20 protein-coding genes and 1 CRISPR repeat array are annotated in these 23,681 nt (G+C 61.9%); of the genes, 10 read left to right on the top strand and 10 right to left on the bottom strand.

Annotated features, from left to right (window positions below; translation table 11 throughout):
• Positions 1–2 precede the first annotated feature (2 nt).
• From CEW87_RS19120 to csy1, 6 genes are all read right to left on the bottom strand, one after another.
• Entirely contained in the window at positions 3–1,451 is a 1,449-nt protein-coding gene (locus tag CEW87_RS19120) for an aldehyde dehydrogenase family protein (RefSeq protein WP_108975566.1), read from the bottom strand.
• Positions 1,451–2,659, bottom strand: a complete 1,209-nt coding sequence (locus CEW87_RS19115; RefSeq protein WP_108975564.1) for an aromatic ring-hydroxylating oxygenase subunit alpha — start codon at positions 2,657–2,659, stop codon at positions 1,451–1,453. The genes CEW87_RS19120 and CEW87_RS19115 overlap by 1 nt, the downstream gene beginning before the upstream one ends.
• Before the next feature lie 160 nt (positions 2,660–2,819).
• A CRISPR array of direct repeats spans positions 2,820–4,527; the repeat unit is 28 nt; unit sequence TTTCTGAGCTGCCTGTCCGGCAGTGACG.
• Positions 4,528–4,658: 131 nt separating this feature from the next.
• Complete coding sequence (gene cas6f, locus CEW87_RS19110; protein ID WP_108975562.1) at positions 4,659–5,222, bottom strand: type I-F CRISPR-associated endoribonuclease Cas6/Csy4; 564 nt, start codon at positions 5,220–5,222, stop codon at positions 4,659–4,661.
• A gap of 2 nt (positions 5,223–5,224) precedes the next feature.
• The gene (gene csy3 / locus CEW87_RS19105) at positions 5,225–6,244 is read right to left on the bottom strand and encodes a type I-F CRISPR-associated protein Csy3 (RefSeq protein WP_108975560.1); all 1,020 of its coding nucleotides are present in this window, start codon (positions 6,242–6,244) and stop codon (positions 5,225–5,227) included.
• A 37-nt stretch (positions 6,245–6,281) separates the two neighbouring features.
• Positions 6,282–7,271 carry a type I-F CRISPR-associated protein Csy2 gene (gene csy2 / locus CEW87_RS19100; RefSeq protein WP_108975558.1) on the bottom strand — a complete coding sequence of 330 codons (990 nt, stop codon included), beginning with the start codon at positions 7,269–7,271 and terminating at the stop codon, positions 6,282–6,284.
• Positions 7,268–8,632 (bottom strand): type I-F CRISPR-associated protein Csy1, encoded by a 1,365-nt coding sequence (gene csy1, locus CEW87_RS19095; RefSeq protein ID WP_108975556.1) that lies wholly within the window; start codon positions 8,630–8,632, stop codon positions 7,268–7,270. Before csy1 ends, csy2 begins: the two co-directional genes overlap by 4 nt.
• A 100-nt stretch (positions 8,633–8,732) precedes the next feature.
• Between csy1 and CEW87_RS19090 the strand changes: the two genes are divergently transcribed.
• Complete coding sequence (locus CEW87_RS19090) at positions 8,733–9,023, top strand: nucleotidyltransferase family protein (RefSeq protein ID WP_108975554.1); 291 nt, start codon at positions 8,733–8,735, stop codon at positions 9,021–9,023.
• Complete coding sequence (locus CEW87_RS19085) at positions 9,020–9,391, top strand: DUF86 domain-containing protein (protein ID WP_108975552.1); 372 nt, start codon at positions 9,020–9,022, stop codon at positions 9,389–9,391. The genes CEW87_RS19090 and CEW87_RS19085 overlap by 4 nt, the downstream gene beginning before the upstream one ends.
• A gap of 26 nt (positions 9,392–9,417) precedes the next feature.
• Here CEW87_RS19085 and cas3f read toward each other — a convergent pair whose 3' ends face one another.
• Genes cas3f through CEW87_RS19070 form a run of 3 tightly spaced genes read right to left on the bottom strand, consistent with a single transcriptional unit; the run spans position 9,418 to position 14,813 of the window.
• Positions 9,418–12,789, bottom strand: a complete 3,372-nt coding sequence (cas3f, locus tag CEW87_RS19080; protein WP_108975550.1) for a type I-F CRISPR-associated helicase Cas3f — start codon at positions 12,787–12,789, stop codon at positions 9,418–9,420.
• On the bottom strand, positions 12,786–13,763 hold the full coding sequence (cas1f, locus tag CEW87_RS19075; RefSeq protein WP_108975548.1) for a type I-F CRISPR-associated endonuclease Cas1f: 978 nt from the start codon (positions 13,761–13,763) through the stop codon (positions 12,786–12,788). Before cas1f ends, cas3f begins: the two co-directional genes overlap by 4 nt.
• Positions 13,764–13,766: 3 nt before the next feature.
• A complete protein-coding gene (locus CEW87_RS19070) occupies positions 13,767–14,813 on the bottom strand; it encodes a helix-turn-helix transcriptional regulator (protein WP_108975547.1) in 1,047 nt (348 codons plus the stop codon).
• A gap of 198 nt (positions 14,814–15,011) precedes the next feature.
• Between CEW87_RS19070 and CEW87_RS19065 the strand changes: the two genes are divergently transcribed.
• The 7 genes from CEW87_RS19065 (at position 15,012) to maiA (ending at position 21,459) form a co-directional block, all read left to right on the top strand.
• Positions 15,012–15,974, top strand: coding sequence for an MBL fold metallo-hydrolase (locus tag CEW87_RS19065; protein WP_108975545.1), 963 nt, complete (start codon positions 15,012–15,014; stop codon positions 15,972–15,974).
• Between the two features lie 123 nt (positions 15,975–16,097).
• Entirely contained in the window at positions 16,098–17,765 is a 1,668-nt protein-coding gene (locus tag CEW87_RS19060) for an FAD-dependent oxidoreductase (RefSeq protein ID WP_108975543.1), read from the top strand.
• An 11-nt stretch (positions 17,766–17,776) separates the two neighbouring features.
• Positions 17,777–18,001: a DUF2783 domain-containing protein gene (locus CEW87_RS19055; protein ID WP_108975541.1), complete on the top strand. Its 225-nt coding sequence runs from the start codon at positions 17,777–17,779 to the stop codon at positions 17,999–18,001.
• Between the two features lie 27 nt (positions 18,002–18,028).
• The gene (locus tag CEW87_RS19050; RefSeq protein WP_108975539.1) at positions 18,029–18,571 is read left to right on the top strand and encodes a VOC family protein; all 543 of its coding nucleotides are present in this window, start codon (positions 18,029–18,031) and stop codon (positions 18,569–18,571) included.
• Positions 18,568–19,581: a fumarylacetoacetate hydrolase family protein gene (locus CEW87_RS19045; protein ID WP_108975537.1), complete on the top strand. Its 1,014-nt coding sequence runs from the start codon at positions 18,568–18,570 to the stop codon at positions 19,579–19,581. The genes CEW87_RS19050 and CEW87_RS19045 overlap by 4 nt, the downstream gene beginning before the upstream one ends.
• A gap of 75 nt (positions 19,582–19,656) precedes the next feature.
• Positions 19,657–20,688 (top strand): TRAP transporter substrate-binding protein, encoded by a 1,032-nt coding sequence (locus CEW87_RS19040; RefSeq protein ID WP_108975535.1) that lies wholly within the window; start codon positions 19,657–19,659, stop codon positions 20,686–20,688.
• A 126-nt stretch (positions 20,689–20,814) separates the two neighbouring features.
• Positions 20,815–21,459 carry a maleylacetoacetate isomerase gene (gene maiA / locus CEW87_RS19035; RefSeq protein ID WP_108975533.1) on the top strand — a complete coding sequence of 215 codons (645 nt, stop codon included), beginning with the start codon at positions 20,815–20,817 and terminating at the stop codon, positions 21,457–21,459.
• A gap of 33 nt (positions 21,460–21,492) precedes the next feature.
• Here maiA and CEW87_RS19030 read toward each other — a convergent pair whose 3' ends face one another.
• Positions 21,493–22,356: an IclR family transcriptional regulator gene (locus tag CEW87_RS19030; protein ID WP_108975531.1), complete on the bottom strand. Its 864-nt coding sequence runs from the start codon at positions 22,354–22,356 to the stop codon at positions 21,493–21,495.
• Between the two features lie 230 nt (positions 22,357–22,586).
• On the opposite strand from CEW87_RS19030, the gene CEW87_RS19025 reads away from it, so the two are divergent.
• Positions 22,587–23,663 carry a PQQ-dependent sugar dehydrogenase gene (locus tag CEW87_RS19025; RefSeq protein ID WP_234421765.1) on the top strand — a complete coding sequence of 359 codons (1,077 nt, stop codon included), beginning with the start codon at positions 22,587–22,589 and terminating at the stop codon, positions 23,661–23,663.
• Positions 23,664–23,681: the final 18 nt, after the last annotated feature.

Here is a 23,681-nt window from a genome sequence, read left to right as displayed (position 1 = left end):
CCTCAGTCCTGCTGGATGCGGATTGCCACGTTCTTCGTGCGAACGTAGCTGTACAGGGCTTCCTGGCCTTTCTCGCGACCAAATCCCGACAGACCCACACCGCCAAATGGTGTTTCGATTCCGCCCGCATACCATTCGTTGACGAACACCTGACCACTTCGCAGGCGGCGCGTCAGTCGCAGGGCCCGGTTGATGTCCTGGGTAAACACGCCCGAGACCAGTCCGAACGGCGTGCCATTTGCGATCTCGATGGCCTCCTCCTCGGAGTCGAACGGGATCACCGCCAGCACCGGTCCAAACACCTCCTGCTGTGCGACCTTCATCTGTGGTGTGACGCCTGCAAACACCGTCGGCTGCATGAAGTGACCAGCACGATCGCCCTGACGATCGCCGCCCACAACAGCTTCGGCGCCCTCGGCAATGGCGTCGTTGCAGATGGCCTGGACCCTCGCCAGTTGCTCGGCGCTGATCAAGGGGGTGTGATCGGGATCTTCTTCTCCGGGGCCACTAACCAGCCCTTGAGCCATCGCAGCGACTGCCGCCACGATCTCGTCATGGATGTCGCGATGGACCAGCAGGCGCGACATCGCTGAGCACACCTGACCGGCGTTGAAGAAAATGCCGCTCTTCACGCTGGCAAGCAGCTGTTCGCGGTCGGCATCAGGAAAGACCAACGCAGCGGACTTGCCGCCAAGCTCCATGACGCTCGGCGTTGCCCAGCGCGCTGCCGCGGCGAGAATCGACTGCCCGGTGGGGACTGAGCCGGTAAACACGATCTGGTTTGCCTTGGGGCTGCTCACCAGATGTGCGCCGACCTCACTGCCCAGCCCACACAGCAGGTTGACTGCGCCTCGCGGCAGGCCGGCACGCTCGATGGCGCGAAACAACACGCACATCCCGAGCGGCGACAACTCTGGCGACTTCACCACCACCGCATTCCCTGCCGCCAGGGCAGGGGCCAGCGAGCGGGCGCAGATGGAAACCGGGAAGTTCCACGGCACGATCTGTACCGAGACCCCCATCGGTTCGTAGGTCGTGAAGTCGACGTAGCCGTTACCCAAGGGCACGGAGATCCCTTCGATCTTGTCGGCCATGCCGGCGTAGTACTCGAAGTAGCGTGCGGCCTCGACGAACTCGTCGCGCGCATCGCGCAGGGTCTTGCCGTTCTCCTGGCACAGTACCCACGCGCCTTCATCAGTGACTGCGCGGATTTCGGCTGCGATGCGCAGCAACCACTGCACCCGCTGCGCGGGGCGTGTCGAAGTCAGCCAGCCGTTCTGCGCGCAATGCGTGGCCGCGTCGAGCGCGGCTTCGGCCTCCTCGATACCCGCCAGTGCGATGCTGGCAAGTGGCTGGGTGGTCGCTGGGTTGGAGACAGTAAGCTGACGCTCACTATCTACCCATTGACCGTCGATGTAGTTCTGCCAATGGCTGGCGATCGCGTGTTTCATCACGCGGCCTCTTGCCCTTGACCGTTGGCGGAAAGAATCCGGCGCGCGGCCCACTGATGGAAGTAGTGCGTCGGTACGTCCATCTCGGGCGAGAACACACCACCCTGATAACCCGGCGACTGACGTCCGGCCTGCATGCCTTCGACCGCACCGATGTCTTCCGAGAACACCACTCGCCAGGCGCTGAGGATGGCGTGACGGCTGGCCGCATAGATGTCCTTTCGTGCAGCTTCGTCGCCGACGTAGAACAGGCGCAGGTGCTCTACGGTCTTGTTCGGGGCCAGCGGCTCAAGCACCATGGCAAAGGCATGGTCAGCCTGGATGCCGAGCAGCACATTGGGGAAGAACGCAACGTATTCTGCATTGCGCATGCGGTCCGCAGGCCACGACGGGAAGGTCGGCAGCGACGTCCCTTCGATGTCCGCGAGGTTGTAGGCGTAGCTGCCCTGGCCTGCGAAGTTGCCATCGAACATGATGTTGTAGTGATCTTCGAGGCGCGAGTAGGTGTTGAGGCTCGGGTGCACCCAGGGCAGGTGATAGGCCTCGCAATAGTTCTCGACCGCGAGCTTCCAGTTGCAATTCACCTCGATGCTCATCGCACCATCGCTGATCGGGGCGCGCAGCAGCGACATGCCGTCCTTGCCCAGGAACTGCTCCCAACGCTCTGTGAGCGGGCGGATGGCGTCTTCAAATGCCGGTGCCGTGCCGGACAGATTGACGAACACCATGTCCATCCAGACGTGGCTGCGCAGTGCCTTCAGACCGTGCTTTTCACAGGCGAAGCGCGGATCCTTGTGCTGGTTGATCCCGCCAACGTGAGGCGTACCTTTCAGTGCGCCGTTGAGGTCATACGTCCAGGAGTGGTAGGCGCAACGGATCAGGCCCTGAATTTCACCGGCCTCATGCACCAGCTTCATTCCACGATGGCTGCACACGTTGTGGAATACCTGCAGCGCACCGTCGCGATTTCGCATCATCAGAAGGGGCAAGCCCATGAACTCGATCGGCTTGACGTAGTTGTTCGTCCCGACGTCACTCGCAAAACCGATGCATGCCCAGCCCTGTGCAAGCACGCGGTCGCGCTCGAACTTGAAATAGCTGTCGTCGGTATAAAACTCGTTGCCAAGGCCAACGGCTTCTTCAATCGGATTGAGTACGTTCTTGAGTTCGAAAACTTTGAAGTTGCGGATTTCGGTCGGTGCGTTCATTGCGAGTCTCCTGTCTGCCTGGGTGGAATTTCGCAACTGGCCTGCGTTTGGGTCAGTGCGATTGAGGCGGATTATGAAATTCACGCAAGTGCACAACAAACGATTCTTTGGGCGCTGATTAATCAGGAAAAGTCATGAATCGGAGGGGCGGTTCGAGTGATTCTTGATCTGCCTGTCCGGCAGTGACGGAGCATCCAGCGTTCCAGGTTAGCTGCATCCTTTCCTGAGCTGCCTGTCCGGCAGTGACGGGGGCAGGACGGCGAGATCCTGATCCGCATGTTTTCTGAGCTGCCTGTCCGGCAGTGACGGCGGCTTGCGCTTGCGCGCGTGATACCAATGATTTCTGAGCTGCCTGTCCGGCAGTGACGCGGTTTCGGGCGCTGACGGGCGCGGTCATAAATTTCTGAGCTGCCTGTCCGGCAGTGACGTCATTGGCCTGACGCCGTTAATCCGCCTTGTTTTTCTGAGCTGCCTGTCCGGCAGTGACGCACGTGGGCGGTGGCCGCGTCGTGCATGACGCTTTCTGAGCTGCCTGTCCGGCAGTGACGTCTGGGTCGTCAGATGCGACGATGACCGTAGATTTCTGAGCTGCCTGTCCGGCAGTGACGAAGGTATGCGCGCCAGAACAGGCTCTGTTCAATTTCTGAGCTGCCTGTCCGGCAGTGACGCCCAATTACCGCGCGCCCTTCCGGTATCAACTTTTCTGAGCTGCCTGTCCGGCAGTGACGAATTCGCCGCCGATTGGGTTGGCTTTTCTGAATTTCTGAGCTGCCTGTCCGGCAGTGACGAGCCAGGGCAGCTACTCGACGGGCTACAACATTTTCTGAGCTGCCTGTCCGGCAGTGACGTCGCTCACTCAGGGTGAGTATGACGTGTATATTTTCTGAGCTGCCTGTCCGGCAGTGACGTACGGCAGTGTCGAATTAGCCATGACGCGAGATTTCTGAGCTGCCTGTCCGGCAGTGACGTTGCAGAAGCGAGATGGAAAGCGAAGAGGCTTTTTCTGAGCTGCCTGTCCGGCAGTGACGCGGGTCATGGCGCATCATGTAGGGGCTTTTTGTTTCTGAGCTGCCTGTCCGGCAGTGACGATTTAACCAGCGCCACGCATCCAGCCGTGCCTTTTCTGAGCTGCCTGTCCGGCAGTGACGGCCGTGACGCGCCAGCCCGAGGCGAAGCGGATTTTCTGAGCTGCCTGTCCGGCAGTGACGTTCCTGACGCGGGCCGAGTTCGTCCTGCATCTTTTCTGAGCTGCCTGTCCGGCAGTGACGTCCTCCTCGCAGCCGTGGTCGTTGATGATCGCTTTCTGAGCTGCCTGTCCGGCAGTGACGGATGCGGCTGGTCCCTGGTCCATTCATTCAACTTTCTGAGCTGCCTGTCCGGCAGTGACGAACCCGGAAGGGGACACGACGACGACGACTGTTTTCTGAGCTGCCTGTCCGGCAGTGACGATGGCGACCGCATTTGCAGATCCAGCCATGATTTTCTGAGCTGCCTGTCCGGCAGTGACGGCGATGCTGTTTGCAACGCCGGAAGGCAACCTTTTCTGAGCTGCCTGTCCGGCAGTGACGAACAGCACCGCGCCCGGCGTCGATCCGGTGCGTTTCTGAGCTGCCTGTCCGGCAGTGACGCAGGTTCGCGTCGCGCCGGTCCTGTGCCTGCTTTTCTGAGCTGCCTGTCCGGCAGTGACGCCGTTCATCATCTCTGCGTATCCGCGCACGATTTTCTGAGCTGCCTGTCCGGCAGTGACGCAGAGCAACCGCCGAGCACGCCTCGCAGTGATTTTCTGAGCTGCCTGTCCGGCAGTGACGGATACGACGACCATCGGCAACAAAATGATGATTTTCTGAGCTGCCTGTCCGGCAGTGACGTAGAGCAACGACGCGCTAAGATACTAATTGTTAAAGAAATCGGGCGCAAACGCGCCCGATTACCTAAAAACGAACCTTAGGGCTAAGTGACTGTTTTTAATAAGGCCTTAGGTGGCATCAAAAAAAGGGGGCTAGAACCAGGGGACCGTCGCAATGTCGCTTAGGCCGTAAGTTCCGAAGCCACCGGCAACTGGCTCGGGCTGCGGTGCCAGGTGTTCGATGAATAGTCGGAAACGCTGACCTGTGCTGCGACTGGACATCTCCACGTAGGGAAGCGTCAGGCGTTTCGCGCTTGAGTCTGGAATGGCTGTCAGGGCTTCCTCGGCACCAATGCTTTTACGGGACATCAGCCGGCGGCGCAGTCGATCGGGATTGCTTTTGGCCTGCACTCTGCGTACGACGCGATGCTGAACAGTTGTTGGAATGGGACGTGGCTCGATGAGCGTAATGTGGTCGCGCATACCTTGTGTCCATCCGTTCTGCATGAGCAGACCCAGACTTGTGGAGTTTCCGTGCAAACGCAACTGGCTGCCCAGCGCCAAGGTCTTGCCACCAACTTCCGGAAAGCTGACGCCGATGTCGCCACCTCCATGATCAACCAGGCCACGATGCAGTTTGGCAAACAGCGCGTTCATTAGCATGGGGGCCGAGAACTCGGGGTCGGGCAGGAGTTTGATGTCGATGTAGTGGTCCATGCTCAGCCCGCCTCGCCAAAGACTCCGCCACGTACCAAAGTGGCGATGACGAAGTGTTGCTGCTCCACCGCCGGTGCCTGATCCTTGATGATCCAGCTGTCGAGCAGGTTGTAGAAGTCGAGCTTTTGCTTGGGTTGGCGGTAGGCCTTGCCTTGGGTGGTGACGGAACCGTACGGTTCCACAGCGATGGGTCCCAGTTCGTCAGCGCCTTCGTACCAGGTGTCGATGGTGCGCAGAGCGTTGCCAATCTTCTGCGAGTGGATGCCGGCAATTTTGTTGACCTGGTAGAGCGTCTTGCTCTTGTCGCCACGGCCGCGGTCGAGGATGAGTTCCTGCGATGGGAACACTTCCTGTCCCGCGCCAATACGGACGAAGGCTGTGACCTGCAGGAGCACATGTTGCTGCCCTGCCAGCCCGCCTGTGATCAGGCTCGCGAGGCCGTCTAGCGCATCTGCAGCTTCTGAGGGGACATCGAAACTGCGCAGCGAAAGCGCCAAAGCGTCAAAAGTCCAAGTCTCCTGTGGCGCACCGCTCACCAAGTGAGCAACGCGAACCTCCACCTGTTCCGCACCGATGCGGTTGCGCCACAGGAAGCGGCCGTTGGCAAGGTTGCAGGCATAGCGGCGACCAAGTTCGCTGAAGCCCTGGGTGTCGACATAACTGCTGACGGTGTTGAGCAGCTTGCTCAGGTAGTCGGCGTCGTTGCAGGCAGAGGGTTTGCCGGTGCCGCCAAGCACGCGCAGCGTGAATACGACTTTCAGCGTGTCTGCGCTGCTGGGCAGGGCGGCGACGTCCACCTTCTGCAGGTTGGGATTCTCTATTGCGGCATCGAGCTTGGCGGGGTCCTGGTCCTTGGCTTTCAGCCGGTTGGAAATGGTGCCGCGTACGGACTTCTCGCTGATCGATACGGCGTGCCAGCCCTCAGCGATGTCACGCTGATCCCAGGTGCCTGCGTAGAACAGGGCGTCGGACGGATCGAGTTTGCGTTCGAAGGCGAGTACTGAAGCGGTCTTGAGTGTCATGGTCTGGTTTCCTGGTGATGTGGGTTCAATACAGGGTTCAGGCAGATTGCAGGGGTGCGAAGTCGTTGCGGCAGCGGTACAGGCCGGCAGCCACGTCGGTGCTGGCGTACCAGAGCAATTGATCGGCGTTGTCCAGCCGGTGCGGGCTGATCCATTGGCCGATGGAGTACAGGCTTTCGACGAACCTGAACGGGGTGTCGCGGTCGCGGGCGCGTTGCACTTCTCCCGCGGGCAACAGCTCGGACAATGCGCCGAAGCCGACCGGGATCGGGACGATCCAGCCGGGTCGTGGCTCGGGTTTCCACTCGACCTTCGCGGTTGAGGTGGTGGGGGCATCGTTGGATGCGGAGTCGGATCGAACCGGTTGCCAGTTGAAGCGTGAAAGATCGAGCAGGGCATCCAGCGCCGAAATCTCTGGCGCGGATACCCGTAGTTGATCGAGACGTGCCTGCAGCAAATCATCCCGGCATACCAGCGCAAAACCCGGCAGCCAGCGGCGACGCAGATTGCGGAAGCGGCGGCGAACGTCCTCGGCATCGTCGCCGAAGCGCAGGAGTGCCGGGCGACTGCGCCAGTCTTGGCTTGGAAGCACGCTGCCGCCCGCAATGCGCATGCCGGCAAGTTGATGTGCCACGGTTTGGGCGATCGCCTCGTGATCCTTCTCGTCGAGTTCAACAAAGCCGCCGCTTACGCCAAAAATCAGGGTTATCTCCATGTGCATGCGGCCTTCCTCGACGATGGCCGCGCTACCTCCGTCCTTGTCCACAGGGTTGCGCGTCAGGCGAAAGGCCTTCACATAGCCGCCCTCGGTAACCTGTTCATCGAAGTCATGGCAGATCACGCCGACGCTGTCGAAGGCAAGCGGCAAATCGCGCGCTTCCAGCTTACGGGCAAGCGCCCACATCAAGCCGAAGAAGGCGGTCATCGCAGGGAAGCCGTGGGTCAGCGGACTGGAGATGGCGTTGGCGCTTTGCACGCGCACGCGCGGCAGGATCAGCAGGCCGTCGCTATGGGGCAAGTTGTTCATTGCATGGCCTCCCTAACCGGAATGTAGGTCGGCGCATTGCCCTGAACCCGCGGCGTGTGCAACCTGCCTGCCCATGCCGTGTGGAGCAGCAACTCGTCGCGCCAGTGGCGGCCTTCGATATCGCCCAATGGCAAGCTCTGCCCGAGTTCGTGGTTCAGCCAGTTACCAAAGCGGCGTCCGATTTCGACGGGCCAGTCCATGCGATGCCAGGCTGCCGAAAATTCCGTGTCAGTCTCGTCGTCGGTTTCTGCGCGCCCGGGATCCAGCCAGAGCCGTTCGGCTTCGACGAGCCGGCAATCTGTATCGCGCGTCCAGCCAGCGGGCAGGGCGGCTTGCAGGGGATGGGCGAAGTCGACCAGTTCGTCGATCAGTCGGTCGAGCAGGGCATCGCGGCGGTTGCGGGTTTCCATGGTGGGGCGCGGGTCACTCTTCAGGAAGTCACGCAGAATGCGCACGGTGTTTCGCACCTCTGCAATCTTTCCGAGTCGTGGAAATACCGTGTCGACGAACAGCGGCGCTTTCAACGCGTGCGTCTTCCACTTTGGCGGACGCGAAGACAGCAGGTAGTTGTTGCCTCCGCGTTCGCTGTTCAACTGGCTGATGTTCTGCGGCTTGGTGCCTCCAAATTTCTGTACGGCGAGATCGGGATACTCGCGATAGCCTGTGTCGTGGTCGCGTTGTGCGTAGCGCGCCTGTCGCGCGAGCTTGCCTGCTTTGCCGAAACGATCCTCGTTGATGGTCTGGAAGACCGCGTGAGCCAGCGTGCTCGAATAAAGCGGTGCGAGCAGGTGATACTGACTGTTGTCCGCGGGGTCTTCACCAGCCAGCCAGTAGAGCTGCTTGGCCAGGGTGTGCGAACTTGGCGTGGCGCTACGAGGAGCAGTGATGCCGGTGAAAGCGGTCAGCCATTCGCCTGCCTGGTCGGCGTCGTCGCTGAGTGCTGCGATCAGATCAGCGTCGCCTTCCTGCATCCAGGCGAGCAAGGGGCGGCCGTCGACCGGTAGCTTCAGCAGTTTGAAGACGTCGAGTGCCTTCGCGTCGCCGACCACGTCACTACTGAAGTTCTGTTCTAACGAGTGGCTGCCGACTTCCCGGTGTGCAGGCAACTCTTTGGGGGCACGGAACAGGTTGGTGCCGCGGGCGTCGGGGTGGATGGGCTTGAGGGTGTGCGTGGCGATCTGGATCCACGTTACTCGTCGAGCGGCGTTGGCCAGCCACGTATCACGCGCGTGTCGGGCGATCAGTTCGATGCGCTTTGGGTTGTCGTCAGCGAGCCCTTTGAGTTTTTCGTCGAGGCGCTCCTTGAGGAAGTGCTCGATGGCGTTGCGGAAAGCGGCCCGGCGTTCGGGGGATGCAGTCATGAAGAACCCCCTGTATCGTTGTCTCGGATACTTGAACGTGATTGCATTCCAGTCCTCCCCTTGGTCAAATGCTATTGGTGGTTCAATTCACAGGTGATTCATGAAGCCTTCAGACGCACTTCGGCATCGCGAGCAGTCGGTCCGCGATACAGCCGCACGTTTCCATGTGCGTAATCCGCGAGTGTTTGGTTCCGTTCTGCATGGAACAGACAAGGACGGCAGTGACCTTGATCTTCTGGTTGATCCGCAGCCTGGAACGACCCTCTTCGACCTCGGGGGGCTGCAGGTGGAGCTTGAAGACATGCTGGGCGTAAGCGTTGATGTGGTTACGCCTGGCGATTTGCCCGCCCGGATTCGTGCGCAAGTGATTGGCGAAGCTCGCCCCCTATGAACAACACGGCGCGTCTCACGCTCTGGATCGAGCAAATGCGCGAAGCTGCCGGAAATGCGTGCAGTTACATTGACGGGCTCGACTTTGAGGCCTTTGAACATGACAAGCGAACCCAGCAGGCGGTGGTTCTGAATCTGCTGTTGATTGGCGAAGTGGCGTCGCGAATCACCGAGAGCACACCGGACTTCTCTGCAGCGCACCCGGAGATTCCGTGGGCAGCGATGCGGGGTATGCGCAACCGGATTGCCCACGGTTACTTCGAACTCGATATCAAGGTTGTATGGGATACGGTCCATGACGCCGTTCCTGAACTTGCAGGAAAATTGCCGAGACTCTTGCAGTCGGCCGGGGAATTTGACGCTCAATGAGCGCTTGCAGGGTGGCGTTGCAGCCATCAGCGATTCCTCGTGAAACCCAACGCAGGATGAAACCGCCAGCCTTGTGGGTGCGTGGGTAGTGTCACAGTGCCATAGCGTTCGGCACATGTTTCCAGCGTCATGTCTCGTTCTTCGGCCAGCGTGACCAGTTCCGTCATGTAGTCGGTCACGCCCCAGGGGGTGATGCGCGTGCCGGTAAGCTGCTCATCGTCAATGCGACAGTTCATGCTGTCCTCGATCTTCACGTACAGCTTGCGATAGCGGTCCTGGCCGGGCGCGACACGGAAGAGCGCGTAGTCCTCATCGTCGTCGTTCGGTAGCAGGATGACGTCCACTTTTGGTAGCGGGTCATGGCGGAAGGGTTGCTGCTGGGGTAGAACTGCCGTCAGTGAAACGCCGGATCGAAGCCAATGGGTGGTGGCGTTGATCGGTGGTGCAGGGCGGGCACCCTTGCGCCGCTGATAGTCGCTGAGTTCGGCGTCGCCCGTTTGCGGGCGCATCTGGAACTGTATGCGGGCGTGCTCAAGATCCACCAGTCTCGCCGCGGGCTGCAGCGCTTCGTCCGGTTTGGGCAGAATACGCGGGCGGGCGTCGATGACGTCACGTTGTTCGGCCTCAAGCAGGTCCGTGAGCCAATGGGATTGCAGCTTGAAGCGGGGCTCCGTGGTCTCGAAGCCGGGTTTGCAGTAGGCCGGTTCGCCCCGGTGTTCGAAGTGACGCAGGTTGGTCTCCAGCACCAGGATGTTGGGCGTGTCCACCGTGCCGGGGCGATGTCGACGGACGCGGCCGGCGAGCTGGATCAGTGAGCGCATTGACGATGGCTCGACCACGGCCCAGTCGTAATCATGGTCGCGCCCGACCTCGGTGACCGGGCTACCGAGCACGATGAAGAGATGGTCGGCTTCCGGGTTGGTGTCGAGCCGGCTTCGGATCTCCGGCAAGGCAAAGACCGCGTCGGGAGTGCGGCGGTTGAGTGCGGCGTCCATGCGGTGTTCGATTGCCGAGCGGATCAGCAGTGGATACTGCGAGTGATAGGTGCACAGGTGAATCCGGATGTTGTCCGGTGCGCCAAGCGTGTAGAGGGCGAGTGCAACGTCGATCAGCGGGTCGATATTAGCCATTCGGACCAGCCCGAAGCTGACCCGTTTGCCCGACTGAGGATCAATGGAGTGGTGCGTGGCGTGCAGGCTTAGCGCCGCCTCGCGCATGGTTGCGGCCAGTGTTGGACGCAGCGCCTCGCGCGGCTTGCTCGCGAGCGGAAGCTGCAGGAGTTCGGCGCGTCTCCTTGCCGCTTCTTTGGCGAGACGTGCATGGCGACGCCGGGCGAAATCAAGTTGCTGCGCGGCGAATATATTGCTGTCGGTACAGGTGTGATGCGTCTGGTCGAACTCGTCTACCCATATGCAACACACCTCCGGCATGGCGCCGGGTCGTTCTCCTCGATTGCGCTGAAACCAGCGCCGTCCGTCGAGATAGGCCTCGAACAGGCCTTGCACCAGCGCCGGCGGCAGGGTCGCAGAAGACAGCAGCACGCGGCTACCGAGCAGGCCGGCCCAATGCACCAGGCGGGCGAGAGCAGGCAGGTCGTCGATGTCGAAGTCGTCGGGTTCGTCCAGCACCAGATCGCCGCTCATCAGGCGCAACATTGGCGCGATCTGGCCGCCGCCGCGCTGGCTTTCGGTCGCTGGGGTCAGGTGGTCGATGGTGCAGACGAGCAGCGGTGCGGCGAGCAGGGCTTGGATGCGCGGGTCGTGGGACAAGCGCTGCAGTAACGGATGTGCCGTGTTGCCCTCATAGACTACGCCCGCGTCTTCTGGCAGCAAGGACTGGGAGGAAGCCGATCCGCTTTGCTCGGCGAGCTGTTCGTAATGTTCGAACAACTCGCGGTTGGCTGCACCACCAACCCGAATTGCCAGCGCTTCGTCCGATAGCTGGAGTTCGTCGCGGAAGGCGCGGCCGGTTTGTAGCGTGAGGGCGCGCAGGCCAAGGGCGAAGGCGCAGCGCATTCCGTGGGACGGGTCGGCCATTGCGTTCATGATGCGTGCGTTGGCAAGCGTCTTGCCGCAGCCGGTGGAGGCCATGTTGACGATGAACGCGCCGTGTCGGAAAGCGGATTCGCGCATTGCCTCGGCCAGGTCGGCTGCACGATCCTGCCAGCGGAAGCGGGCATCGGCGCTGCGCCTGCGCAAACCCTTGTGACGGACCAGTCGGGGAAGGTGATGCTCGAATCCGGGCAGCGCGTGTGCGACCATGCCGGCGTGCCTGGCGACGCCGAGCAGATGTTCGTCAAGGGTCTGGTTGAACGTGCCGGTTTTGCGGTCGGTGTTTGCGAATAGCGGATAGCCCGGATTGAGGTCGCTGCGTGCTGCGAGGTCGGTGAGGCTGGAGTAATGGTGATCCGCCAGCATCAGGCTGAGTCGGCCGAGATGCATCACATAGGGGTCGTCCAGGCAGTCGCGAACATCCGCGCTTTGCCCGATTGCCAGCAGTCGGCTTGCCACGCGTGAAGCCCGTTTGCGCCAGGCATCGGTCGTGACTGGTAGACCGTGCGGAAACTTCCAATAGGCTTGGGTCGCGTCCTTGTTTGCGCCATCTGCAAGTTCGTTCCAGTTCGCATCCACCTTTTCCAGGAGGCTGTCCAGTTGGGCGGCGTTCAGATCGGCTACGCGCGCACCCAGCCACTTCCACTTGCCGCTGTTGTCCCTGGTCGGCATGACCGGCAGGCGGTGATGGGTCAGTACCAGCCAAGCGACGACCTTTGCCAGTGGTGGAAGAACGGCAAATGGCTTGTTGTTCTGCGCAGCGGCATCGAGTCCGTCGCGCAGCACGCGCGTGGTCCAGCTATGGTCGTCGTCCGCCGACGGCGCAATGAGCCGTTCCAGCCATTCGGCGTCTGAACTGTCGCCTACGAAAGCCTGAAACAGGCGCAGCGATACCCATTCGTGGCGATAGAGGTTGCGCTCGACCGGCCCTTTCGCAGTCAGTCGTTGCTGAAAAGCGAGGCACGCCTTTCCCAGATCGTGCAAGAGTGCAGCGAGCGAGGTGAGCAAGTGGATGAGGGTGAGGCTGTGCCAGTCGTTCTCCGATTCCGACCGCAGCACGTTGCGCCGTGTCATGTTGGTCGGCGTCGCCCCCAGCTCGTTGAACTGCCGCGCATCACCGACGATCCACATCAACTCGCTGTGGTCCTTGCCGCGTATCCAGTGGCAGGCGACGGCAGTGTTCTTGCGCGCGGTTTTGCGAAGCAGGCGGTAGAGCGTCTCCAGGCCTGCCTGGGTAATGGGTGTCTGCCAGGTTCGCTCGCCACGACGCTCGGCGAACTGGTCAAGAACGCGGCGGGTTTCAGTGAGTGCATTCTTGCTGCACTGGGAAACAAGTAGCACGTTCATTTGGAGGCACTACCGATGCTGGTGGCAATGGCCTTGAGCGAGTCGATCATGAAGTCGAGCGACTCGGTCTGAACCAGCGCTTCGATGCAGCTCTCCCGGAATTCCTGTTCGCTGTCTCCGCGCATTGCAGAGACGAATGCCTGGGGCAGGATGACCGCGTCTTTGATGAGGTCTGCGGCGTCGAACACCAGTCCGCCTCGGCGCGTCTTTCCGTGAAGCACTGCAAGGCCATGAGGGAGACCGAGCACCCAGGTTGCCGTGGCGCCCAGGCCATAGGCCAAATAGTTGCCGTGGTCGAGGAATCGGTTGGCCGGGTCGCCCCCGCTGCCACCCTTTGCGCGGGTAAAGTCTCCATAGTTGCTTGCGTCGCAAGCGAGTTTGAACAGCTTCTTGGTGAGGCGAGCCTCTTCCGTAAGTAGCGCGGTATTGTCTGGCGAACGGTCTATCTCGCGGAGTGATGCTTCGAGCGCATTCGTGAGGCGTTCTGCTGGAATGATGAAATCCGCCTCGGCCAGGCGGCGGTTGTTTGTCCAGTGCGCCGCGATACGTGCGAGTCTTGCACGCTGAATGGCCTTGGCAGCGTCGAGGCGGAGTCGGTCGTCAAACCAGAAACCCACCCAGTGCTGAAGATATTCAGTTGGGCGGTATTCGCTTTGAGGGGAGAACCACGCGACCTCAAAGTCGACTTCATTGGCACTGAACAGCGGGGTGCCTCCACCACCGCAGAAACCAACCATGACGCCAGCCTTGGCCAGCTCGCGCATGGCGGCTTGAGTCACCGAGGTGCCCGTGCCGAGCAGAATGGTCGTTGTGTTGGCAATCGGAATGTTCCAGTAAAGAGACTGCTTGCCTTCGTCGGTGACGTATTCAACCCGCCCGCCATTGACCAGAACCCGGCAATGCTCGAGGTAGTAGAGGTTGGCTCGTTTCGAGTGCAGGATGGTCTTCAGGTCTGAAGGCGTTAGAACTTGCATTCTTCAGTCTCCGGGTTGATCAAGACTGGCGATATCTTGCACATGCTCAGGCTCATGGAGTGAGCCAGAGGACGGCTCTTCTGCGGCTGCGATCATTGCCCCGATCTCTGTGCGGACCTGCGCCCGCAGCCCCTCCGGCCCCAGCACCTCGCAGTGCCGCCCGTGCTTGAGCACATCCATCATCAGCTCCCGATGATCGGCATACGGCACTTCCAGTACGTAGCGTCCGTCCGCTTCAAATGTGCCGCGCTGGTCTGGGTGCCAGTGTTCGCTCGCGACCCACCTTGAGCGTTCCGCGCTGAAGCGCAGTCGCGCCCATTGCAGCTGGTCGCCGGCGAAGATGCCGTAGCCGGGGCCGAGCACGGTGTCGAGGGTCTTGCTGGGGATGTCGTCGGCTGCGCGGTCGAGCAGGTTGACGCTGCGGATGCTGTCCACTGCGAAATTGCGCAGGGCGCCGCGCAGGTGACACCAGGCGTCGAGGTACCAGTTCTCGCGGTAGTGGACGAGGCGCTGCGGGGAGATTTCGCGTTCGTTCTCTTCGTCCTTGCCGCGGGCGTAGTAGCGGATGCGCAGACGCTTGCGGCGGAGCAGGGCGGCGCCGATGTTCTCGAAGTGGGCGAGCTTCATGCTGCGTTTGCCGATGCCGACGATGAGCACGCGGCGGCGGATTTCGTCGGCGGGGTTGTCTGCGGCGCCGAGCAGTTTGTTGAGGCGTTCGATGAGCGGGGCGACGTGGGGGGCGAGCAGGCCGCCGGGGTCGAGGTTGGCGAGCAGGTGCTGCATGGTGAGCAGCGCGTGGATCTCCTTGTCGCTGAACCACATGCCGGGTAGTTCGAACTGAGCGCCGGTGGTCTGGGTGGGGTCGATCCGGTAGGCGTCGTGCTCGTGGTCGAACACGATGGGGGTGTTCATGTTGTTGCGCAGGAAGGCGAGGTCGCGCTTGAGGGTGGCGAGCGACACCTCCAGCGTTTCGAGCAGCATGGCCCGGGATACCAGGCGCCGTTCCGAGAACAGGCGTCGAATGCTCACGATGCGGTCGGTCTGGCTCACGGCGGTTCTCTTGAGGGAATCACAGAATCATAACCAAGATGGGTTGCACTACCAATTTGGAATGATCCGTCACCGACGCGCAGGGGGATAAGGGCGGCATTGGGCGCATATTGCGATATTTGTTATTGGCGAACGTATTGACCATTAACAAATCATCAACTACGATGCAGTCATCCACCCAATCAGGAGACGACAACAATGAACACCAAGGTTTTTGCTTCCCAGGCCGACCTCGAAGTGAAGCAGGTCAGTTTCGACAAGCTGTCCGAGAACGCCTACGCCTATACGGCCGAGGGTGATCCGAACACCGGCATCATCATCGGTGACGATTCGGTGATGATCATCGACGCGACCGCGACCCCGGTGATGGCTCAGGAGGTGATCGCCAAGGTGCGCGAGCTCACCGACAAGCCGATCAAGTACGTGGTGCTCACCCACTATCACGCGGTGCGTGTGCTGGGCGCTTCGGGCTACAAGAGCGAAGGGCTGGAGCAGATCATTGCCAGCCAGGACACCTACGACCTGATCGTTGAGCGTGGCCAGCAGGACATGGATTCGGAGATCGGGCGTTTCCCGCGCCTGTTCAACGCGGTTGAGAGCGTGCCCGGCCTGACCTGGCCGACGATGACCTTCCAGGGCGAGATGACGCTGTGGATGGGCAAGCTCGAGGTGAAGATCAAGCAGGTTGGTCGTGGCCACACCAAGGGCGACACCATCGTCTATCTGCCGTCGCAGAACATCTGCTTCTCGGGCGATCTGGTCGAGGCTGATGCCGCCTGTTACACCGGCGACGCCTATCTGGCCGACTGGCCGCAGACGCTGGACAACCTCGCTGCGATGAACTTCGACAAGCTGGTGCCGGGCCGTGGCCCCGCGCTGCTCAATCCGCAGCGCGTTCAGGAAGGTCTGGCCTACACCCGCGATTTCGTCTCCACGCTGTATCGCAGCGCGCAGGAAGCGGTGGCGAAGGGGCTGGATCTGAAGGGCACGATGGCGCATGCACGGGCCAACATGGATCCGAAGTTCGGCCAGGTGTTCATCTACGAGCATTGCCTGCCCTTCGACGTAACCCGCGCGCATGACGAAGCCAGCGGCATTCGCGATCCGCGTATCTGGACCGCCGAGCGCGACCAGCAGATGTGGCACGCGCTGCAGGAGTGATGCTTAGGCGGGCGTGAGCTGCGCCCGCAAGCTCGTACTACAACAGAGTATCGACAGCATCCGGCGACACGCCCCGCAGATGGGCGGCGCCGCGTCTCATTGACAGATTTGGAGGAGACAGCCGTGCCAAGCACGTTCTCATACCCGAAATTCGACTATCGCCGCCCGCCCGAGATCAGTGAGGGGCGCGACGGACACTATCCGGTTGTTGTGGTTGGCGCCGGCCCCGTTGGGCTGACGACCGCCATCGACCTGGCGCAGCAGGGCTGCGATGTTCTGCTGCTGGATAACGACGACACCGTGTCGTTCGGCTCGCGTGGTGTGTGTTACGCCAAGCGCGCGCTCGAAGTGCTCGACCGCCTCGGTTGCGGCGAAGAGATGGTGCAGAAGGGGGTGTCGTGGAACGTGGGGCGCACCTTCTTCCGCGAGGAGGAAGTGTTCAGCTTCGATCTGTGTCCGCAGCCGGATCATCACCGTCCGGGCATGATCAACCTGCAGCAGTATTACCTCGAGGACTACCTGGTCAAGCGCGCGCAGCAATTGCCCAATCTCGAGATGCGTTTCAAGAACACCGTGATTGCGCTGACGCAGGACGAGGGCAAGGCCTCGCTGCGGGTGGAAACGCCCGATGGTGCCTACACCCTGAGTACCGACTGGCTGGTGGTGGCCGACGGTGCGCGCAGCCCGATCCGCACGATGATGGGCCTGGACATCGACGGCAAGATCTTCATGGACCGCTTCCTGATCGCGGACGTGGTGATGAAGGCCGAGTACCCCACCGAGCGCTGGTTCTGGTTCGATCCGCCGTTTCACCCCAACCAGTCGGTGCTGCTGCACCGCCAGGCCGACAACGTGTGGCGCATCGACTTCCAGCTCGGCTGGCAGGCCGACCCGGAAGAAGAGAAGAAGCCCGAGAACGTCATCCCGCGCATCAAGGCGATGCTTGGCGACGAGCGCGAGTTCGATCTGGAGTGGGTCAGCGTATATACCTTCCAGTGCCGGCGCATGAACAGCTTCAACCACGGACGTGTGCTGTTCGTCGGCGACGCGGCACACCAGGTTTCACCCTTTGGCGCACGTGGCGCCAACTCCGGCATTCAGGATGCGGACAACCTGGCGTGGAAGCTCAAGCTCGTCATGGATGGCAAGGCCCCGGCCGAACTGCTCGACACCTACAGCGACGAACGCGTGTTTGCCGCTGACGAGAACCTGATGAATTCGACGCGCTCGACCGACTTCATCACGCCCAAGAGCGCCGTCAGCAAGACCTTCCGCAACGCGGTGCTGGGCCTGGCCGAGCACTATCCGTTTGCGCGTGCGCTGGTCAATTCGGGTCGCCTGTCGGTGCCGAGTTTCTATACGGAGTCGCGACTGAATACCCCCGACAGCGACGAGTTTGCCGGTGACATGGTGCCGGGTGCGGCAATGGACGACGCACCGATCGAAACCGCTGGCGGTGAGCGCTGGTTGCTCGCAGCGCTTGGTAACGGCTTCAAGCTGGTGCATTACGTGCCGGATGCATCCGCGCTGGATGCCGCAACGACGCAGGCGCTTGCGGCACTGGCCGACGCGCCGATCGCGGTCGAGGCACTGGTGGTGGCCGAGCGCGGCACGGCTCCGGCAGGGCTGAAAACCCTGATCGACACCAAGGGGCGTATCCGCGAACGTTACGACCTTAGCCCCGGTGCGAGCATTCTTGCCCGCCCCGACCAGCATGTGGCCGCGCGCTGGCGCGCCCTCGATGTGGCGAAAGTGCGCGCTGCCGTCGCCAAAGCAAGCTGCAACGCCTGAAGGAGCAGACCATGGCCCTGAATACACAAAGCAATCTGCACGAACCCGGCAAACGTTACTTCCGTGCCTTTTCACCTGGCGACGACTTTTACGAAGCCCTGATCGAAACCCACCGCGACCTCAGCGACGAACAGAGCGCAGCAGTCAACGCCCGCCTGATCCTGTTGCTGTCGAATCACATCGGCGACATATCGGTGCTGCGCGAGGCGATGAAGATCGCCCGCGAAGGCGTCTGAGCCACAAGCAAGCAGGAGACATTCATCATGATCAAGAAGATTCACCACGTCGCTTACCGCTGCAAGGATGCACTTGAGACCGCGCGCTGGTACGAGAAGAACCTCGACATGAAGCTGGTGCTGTCGATCGCCGAGGACGCCGTGCCCTCCACCGGCGAGGCCGACCCCTACATGCACATCTTCATGGATGCGGGCATGGGCAACGTGCTGGCCTTTTTCGAGCTGCCGACGCGCGCGCCGATGGGCCGCGACGAGAACACCCCGGCCTGGACCCAGCATCTGGCGATGGAAGTCGAGTCGATGGAGGTGCTGATGGCGGCCAAGGCGCGGCTTGAGGCGGCGGGGATCGAGGTCATCGGCCCCACCGATCATGCCTTGTTCCAGTCGATCTATTTCTTCGACCCGAATGGTCACCGCCTCGAGCTGGCCTGCAACACCGGCAGTCCGAAGATGCTCGAAGCGCTCGACAAGGTAAAGTGGGACATGCTCGAAGAGTGGGCACAGACCAAGAAGGCGCCCAAGCACGCCGCGTGGATGCATGACGGCCGACACAAGGAGATGTTCAATTGAAGCTCGCTACCCTCAAGCATGGCGGCCGTGACGGCACGCTCGTCGTTGTCAGCCGCGACCTGAGCATTTGCCAGACCGTGGGCGGCATCGCCAAAACCCTGCAGGCTGCGCTCGATGACTGGGACAACGTGGTGGCCGAGCTCGAACTCGTCTACGACATGCTCAACGCCGGCCATGCGCGCCACGCGATCCCGTTCGATCCCGCGCACTGCCATTCGCCGCTGCCGCGCGCCTATCAGTGGGCCGACGGGTCGGCCTACATCAATCATGTCGAACTGGTGCGCAAGGCGCGCAATTCGGAAGTGCCTGCATCCTTCTACACCGATCCGCTGATGTACCAGGGCGGCTCGGACAGCTTCATCGGCCCGTGCGACAAAGTGGTGGCGGAGGAGAGCTGGGGGATCGACTTCGAGGCTGAAGTGACCGTGGTGACCGGCGACGTGCCGATGGGTGCGAGCCCTGAGGCGGCGGAGAAGGCCATCCGCCTGGTGATGCTGGTCAATGACGTGTCGCTGCGCAATCTGATCCCCAACGAACTGGCGAAGGGTTTCGGATTCTTCCAGAGCAAGCCTGCCAGCGCCTTCAGCCCGGTGGCGGTCACACCGGATGAGCTTGGGGTGGCATGGCGCGATGCCAAGGTGCATCTGCCGCTGGTGGTTGACCTCAACGAGAAGCGCTTCGGTCATCCTAATGCGGGTGTCGACATGACCTTCAGCCTGGCGCAGCTGGTGGCACATGCCGCCAAGACGCGCCAGCTTGAGGCCGGCACCATCGTCGGCTCGGGCACGGTCTCCAACAAGCAGGGTAACCTGTGGGGCTCGTCGGTCGAGAATGGTGGCGTAGGGTATTGCTGCCTGGCAGAGGTGCGGACCTACGAAACCATCGAGCAGGGCAAGGCGGTGACGCCCTTCATGCGCGCCGGTGACAAGGTTCGCATCGAGATGTTCGACGGCGACGGGCGCAGTATTTTTGGTGCCATCGAGAACACGGTCGCGACGCCAGCCGGCTGAGCGTTCGTGAGCAGCATCCGCCCGCAGACGCGGGCGGCGTACGACCCAAACCTATAAAAAAGGACGGAGACACGCATGAAGACCCGACATTTCGTGAACGCAGCGCTTGGCGCTGCACTGGCGCTGGGTGCCACGCTGGCCGGTGCGCAGGAGATCACGCTCAAGGTGGCGCACTTCTGGCCGTCGGCAGCCCTGTCGCAGCAGAAGGTGTTGCTGCCCTGGTGCGAGAAAATCGCCAAGGAGTCTGCGAACCGGCTGAAATGTCAGATCTACCCCTCGATGCAGCTTGGCGGCACACCACCGCAGCTGATCCAGCAGGCCACCGATGGCGTGGCCGACATTGTGTGGACCTTGCCCGGCTACACGGCGGGGCGTTTCCCGTCGGTCGAGGTGTTCGAGCTTCCGTTCATGTCGCGCTCGGCCGAATCGACCAGCCGTGCCGTCTGGGACTATGTCGAGAAGTATGGGCAGAAGGACTTTGCACGGGTCAAGCCGCTGGCCTTCCACGTGCATGACAACGGGTTCGTGCACGGCAACAAGCAGATCAAGACGATGGCCGATTTCAATGGCCTGAAGATGCGCGCCCCCACCCGGCTTACCAACAAGATGCTGGCTGCTTTCGGTGCCGCACCCGTCGCGATGCCGCTGCCCGCGGTTACCGAGTCAATGTCCAAGGGCGTGATCGACGGCTACGTCCTGCCGTGGGAGGTGATTCCCACGATGAAGCTGCAGGAACTCACGAAGTATCACACCGAAACCGATCCTGCCGAACCGGCCCTGTACACGGCGGTGTTTGTCATTGCCATGAACAAGGCAAAGTACGACAGCCTGCCGGCGGACCTGAAAAAGGTGATCGACAATAACTCCGGTGCCGATTTCTCGGCCCAGATCGGTCGCGTGTGGGATGAGTCCGCGCCGGCTGCGCGTCAGCAGGCGGTTGATCACGGTAACGTGTTCAACACCATTCCTGCCTCGGAACTGGTTTCGTGGCGCAAGGAAGGCGACAAGCTGGCGACCGAGTGGGTCGATGAGATGAACGGTAAGGGTTACCCCGGGCAGGCCATGCTCGACAGCGCGAAGAGTCTGATCGAGAAGTACAAGCGCTGAGTCGGGTGCCGGCAGCTGCATGCTGTCGGGGCGAAAATGCCGAGGTGCAGGACCCGGTCTTGAACAGGCCGGGTCTTGCTGCGTATGCTCGGGGTGGCGCCTTGCCGGGTCAATACAGGAGACACCATGAAGCTCTATACCTATTTCCGCAGTTCGGCTGCCTATCGCGTGCGTATTGCCCTCAATCTGAAGGGGCTGGACTATGAGTCGATTCCCGTCCACCTGACCCGCACCGGCGGGGAACACCGGCAGGAAGACTACCTTGCGGTCAATCCTGCGGCCCTGGTGCCTGCGCTCGCAGAAGGGGGCCGGGTGATGACCCAGTCGATGGCGATCATCGAGTATCTGGATGAAACCCACCCCGAGCCAGCGCTGCTGCCGGGGACACCGGTCGACCGCGCCCGTATCCGCGCGATTGCTCAGACCATTGCCTGCGATATCCATCCGCTCAACAACCTGCGCGTGCTGCAGTACCTCGGGCGCGATCTGGGCGCGAGTGACGAGCAGAAGAGTGCGTGGTATCGGCACTGGGTCGAACTGGGGCTCGCCGCGGTCGAAGCGATGCTGGCGGTCGATGCGCGCACCGGTGCGTTCTGCCATGGCGACACGCCCACGCTGGCAGATTGCTGTCTCGTGCCGCAGGTGTTCAATGCGCGTCGCTTCAATTGCCGAATGGACGCGCTGCCAGTGATCAGTCGCATTGCCGAACGCTGCGAAGACCTCGAAGCCTTCCGCCTCGCCGCGCCGGGTAATCAGCCCGACGCCGAGTAAGGTGCCGCCGGGGCAGCGATTGCCCCGTCGTGTTCAGCCCGCGCCCGTGATATTGCCCAGTCGGCCGGAAATTTCGCGCGCGCAGGCAAGCACCTTGGTGGCAGTGCTGCCGTTCCAGTCGGTGTCGAAAGCGCCCGCGGGGCCCATCGCGGTAATGGCCAGCGAAAGTGCCCCGCTGTTGTCGAATACCGGGGCGCAGAATGCATTGATGCCCGGAATCGGGTGACCGAGGGCGCGCGCGATGCCATGCTTGCGCACATCGCTCAAAATCTCGTCGACATGGCGCTTTGACATCTTGAGCGCCGGCTGTTCGCCTGCACCCAGCTGCGAGAGTTCTTCCTCCACCAGCGGGCGAGTGATGCGGTCGGGCAGGAAGGCTGCAAAGACACGGCCGGTGGCCGTGAGCATCAGCGGCGTCATCACCGTGCCCGGACGCATGTTGATATGGATCGGGCGGTGACACTCTTCGATGCGGATGATCGTGGGGCCACGGTTACCCCATACCGCGATTGCTACGTTGAGCTGGATGTCGTCTGCCAGCCTGGCGATTTCGGGCATTGCCGCCTTGATCGGGTCGAGCGCGTGCAGTGCGGTCAGGCCCATTTGCAGAGAGAACGGTCCCAAGCCGTAGCGACCCGTGACGGGGTCCTGTTCAATGAGTCCGAGCTTGCCGAAGCTCACCAGGTAGGGGTGGGCCTTTGCGGGCGGCATGCCGGCCTCGCGCGCAAGGTCCTTGAGCATCATCGGCGTGCCGTTTCGCACCAGCGCCTGCAACAAGGTGCCGCCGACCTCGATGGACTGGATGCCACGGCGGTCGACGCGCTCCGTCGTCCGGCCTTCGGTGCCGCCGTGTTGAGGTTCCGGCGTGCTCGGGCCGGGATTGTCGTTTGTCAGCATTTTCTCTCCTGCATGGCGCAAATGGTAGCATTTTCAAAGCATTTGATCGTAGTTTGTACGATTCGACATGACATGTGCAGGGCCGTGTTTGTGCTGCGAACGATTTCAGCGTGCTGCTGCCTCAGATCTAGATGAAGCCTTGGGCGAAAGCCCGAATCGGGAGGTTGAAGATGGCCGGAGAACGACGCATGTTCGGCATGGGCGGGCGGTTGAGGGGCGGGCTGCTGTCGATGCTGCTGTTGCTCGTGGTTGGCGTGGCACAGGCAGCGAACCCGGTACGGGTGACAGTGGTGGCGAGCGGGCTTAAGACGCCCTGGTCTCTGGCCTTCCTGCCCGATGGCCGCATGCTGGTGACTGAGCGGCCGGGGCGCATGCGCATCGTCTCGCCACAGGGCACGGTGTCTGCGCCGATCGCGGGGGTGCCAGAAGTGCACGCGCGCGGGCAGGGCGGCTTGCTCGATGTCGTGCTCAGTCCCGCGTATGCATCGGATCGCACGATTTTCTTCTCCTTTGCCCAGCCCACCAAGGCGGGGGCGCGCACCGCGGTGGCGCGCGCAGTGCTCGACAGCGAGACGCTGAAGTTGAGCGAGGTGAAGATCATCTTTGCGCAGAACGAGGCCCCGTCGGGCGGCCATCACTGGGGTTCTCGGCTCGTTTTCGGGCGTGACGGCAATCTCTTCGTCACGCTTGGCGATCGCTACAGTTTCCGTGACCGTGCGCAGGATCTGGACAGCCATATGGGGAAGATCGTCCGCATCCGTCCCGATGGCTCGGTCCCGCCCGACAACCCCTTCGTCGGCAAGGCGGGCGCGCTGCCGGAGATCTGGTCCTACGGTCATCGCAACGTCCAGGGCGCTGCCCTGCATCCGTTGACCGGCGTGCTGTGGGCGCAGGAGCACGGTCCGCAGGGGGGCGACGAGATCAACGAGATCCTGCCTGGGCGCAACTACGGCTGGCCGGTGATCACCTATGGCCGGGAGTATGTCGTCGGCACGCGCATCGGCGAAGGCACGGAGCGAGCCGATGTCGAACCGCCTCGTCACCAATGGACGCCCTCGATTGCGCCGTCGGGCATGAGCTTCTACACCGGTGATGTCTATCCGGGGTGGAAGGGCAACCTGTTCGTTGGGGCACTCAAATTCCGCTTGCTGGCGCGAATGATCGAGGAGGGCGGCAAGGTGCGCGAGGCCGAGCGGCTGCTGGAGGATTTCGGACGTCGTATCCGGGATGTTCGTCAGGGCCCGGACGGCAAGTTGTGGTTGCTCGAAGAAACCGAGGGTTCGGTTCTGAGGCTTGATCCGGGCTGATTGATGCGGTCGGCCCAG

The organism is Parazoarcus communis (assembly GCF_003111665.1).
GTDB classification, from domain to species: domain Bacteria; phylum Pseudomonadota; class Gammaproteobacteria; order Burkholderiales; family Rhodocyclaceae; genus Parazoarcus; species Parazoarcus communis_B.
This window is presented reverse-complemented; position numbering and strand designations above follow the sequence as displayed.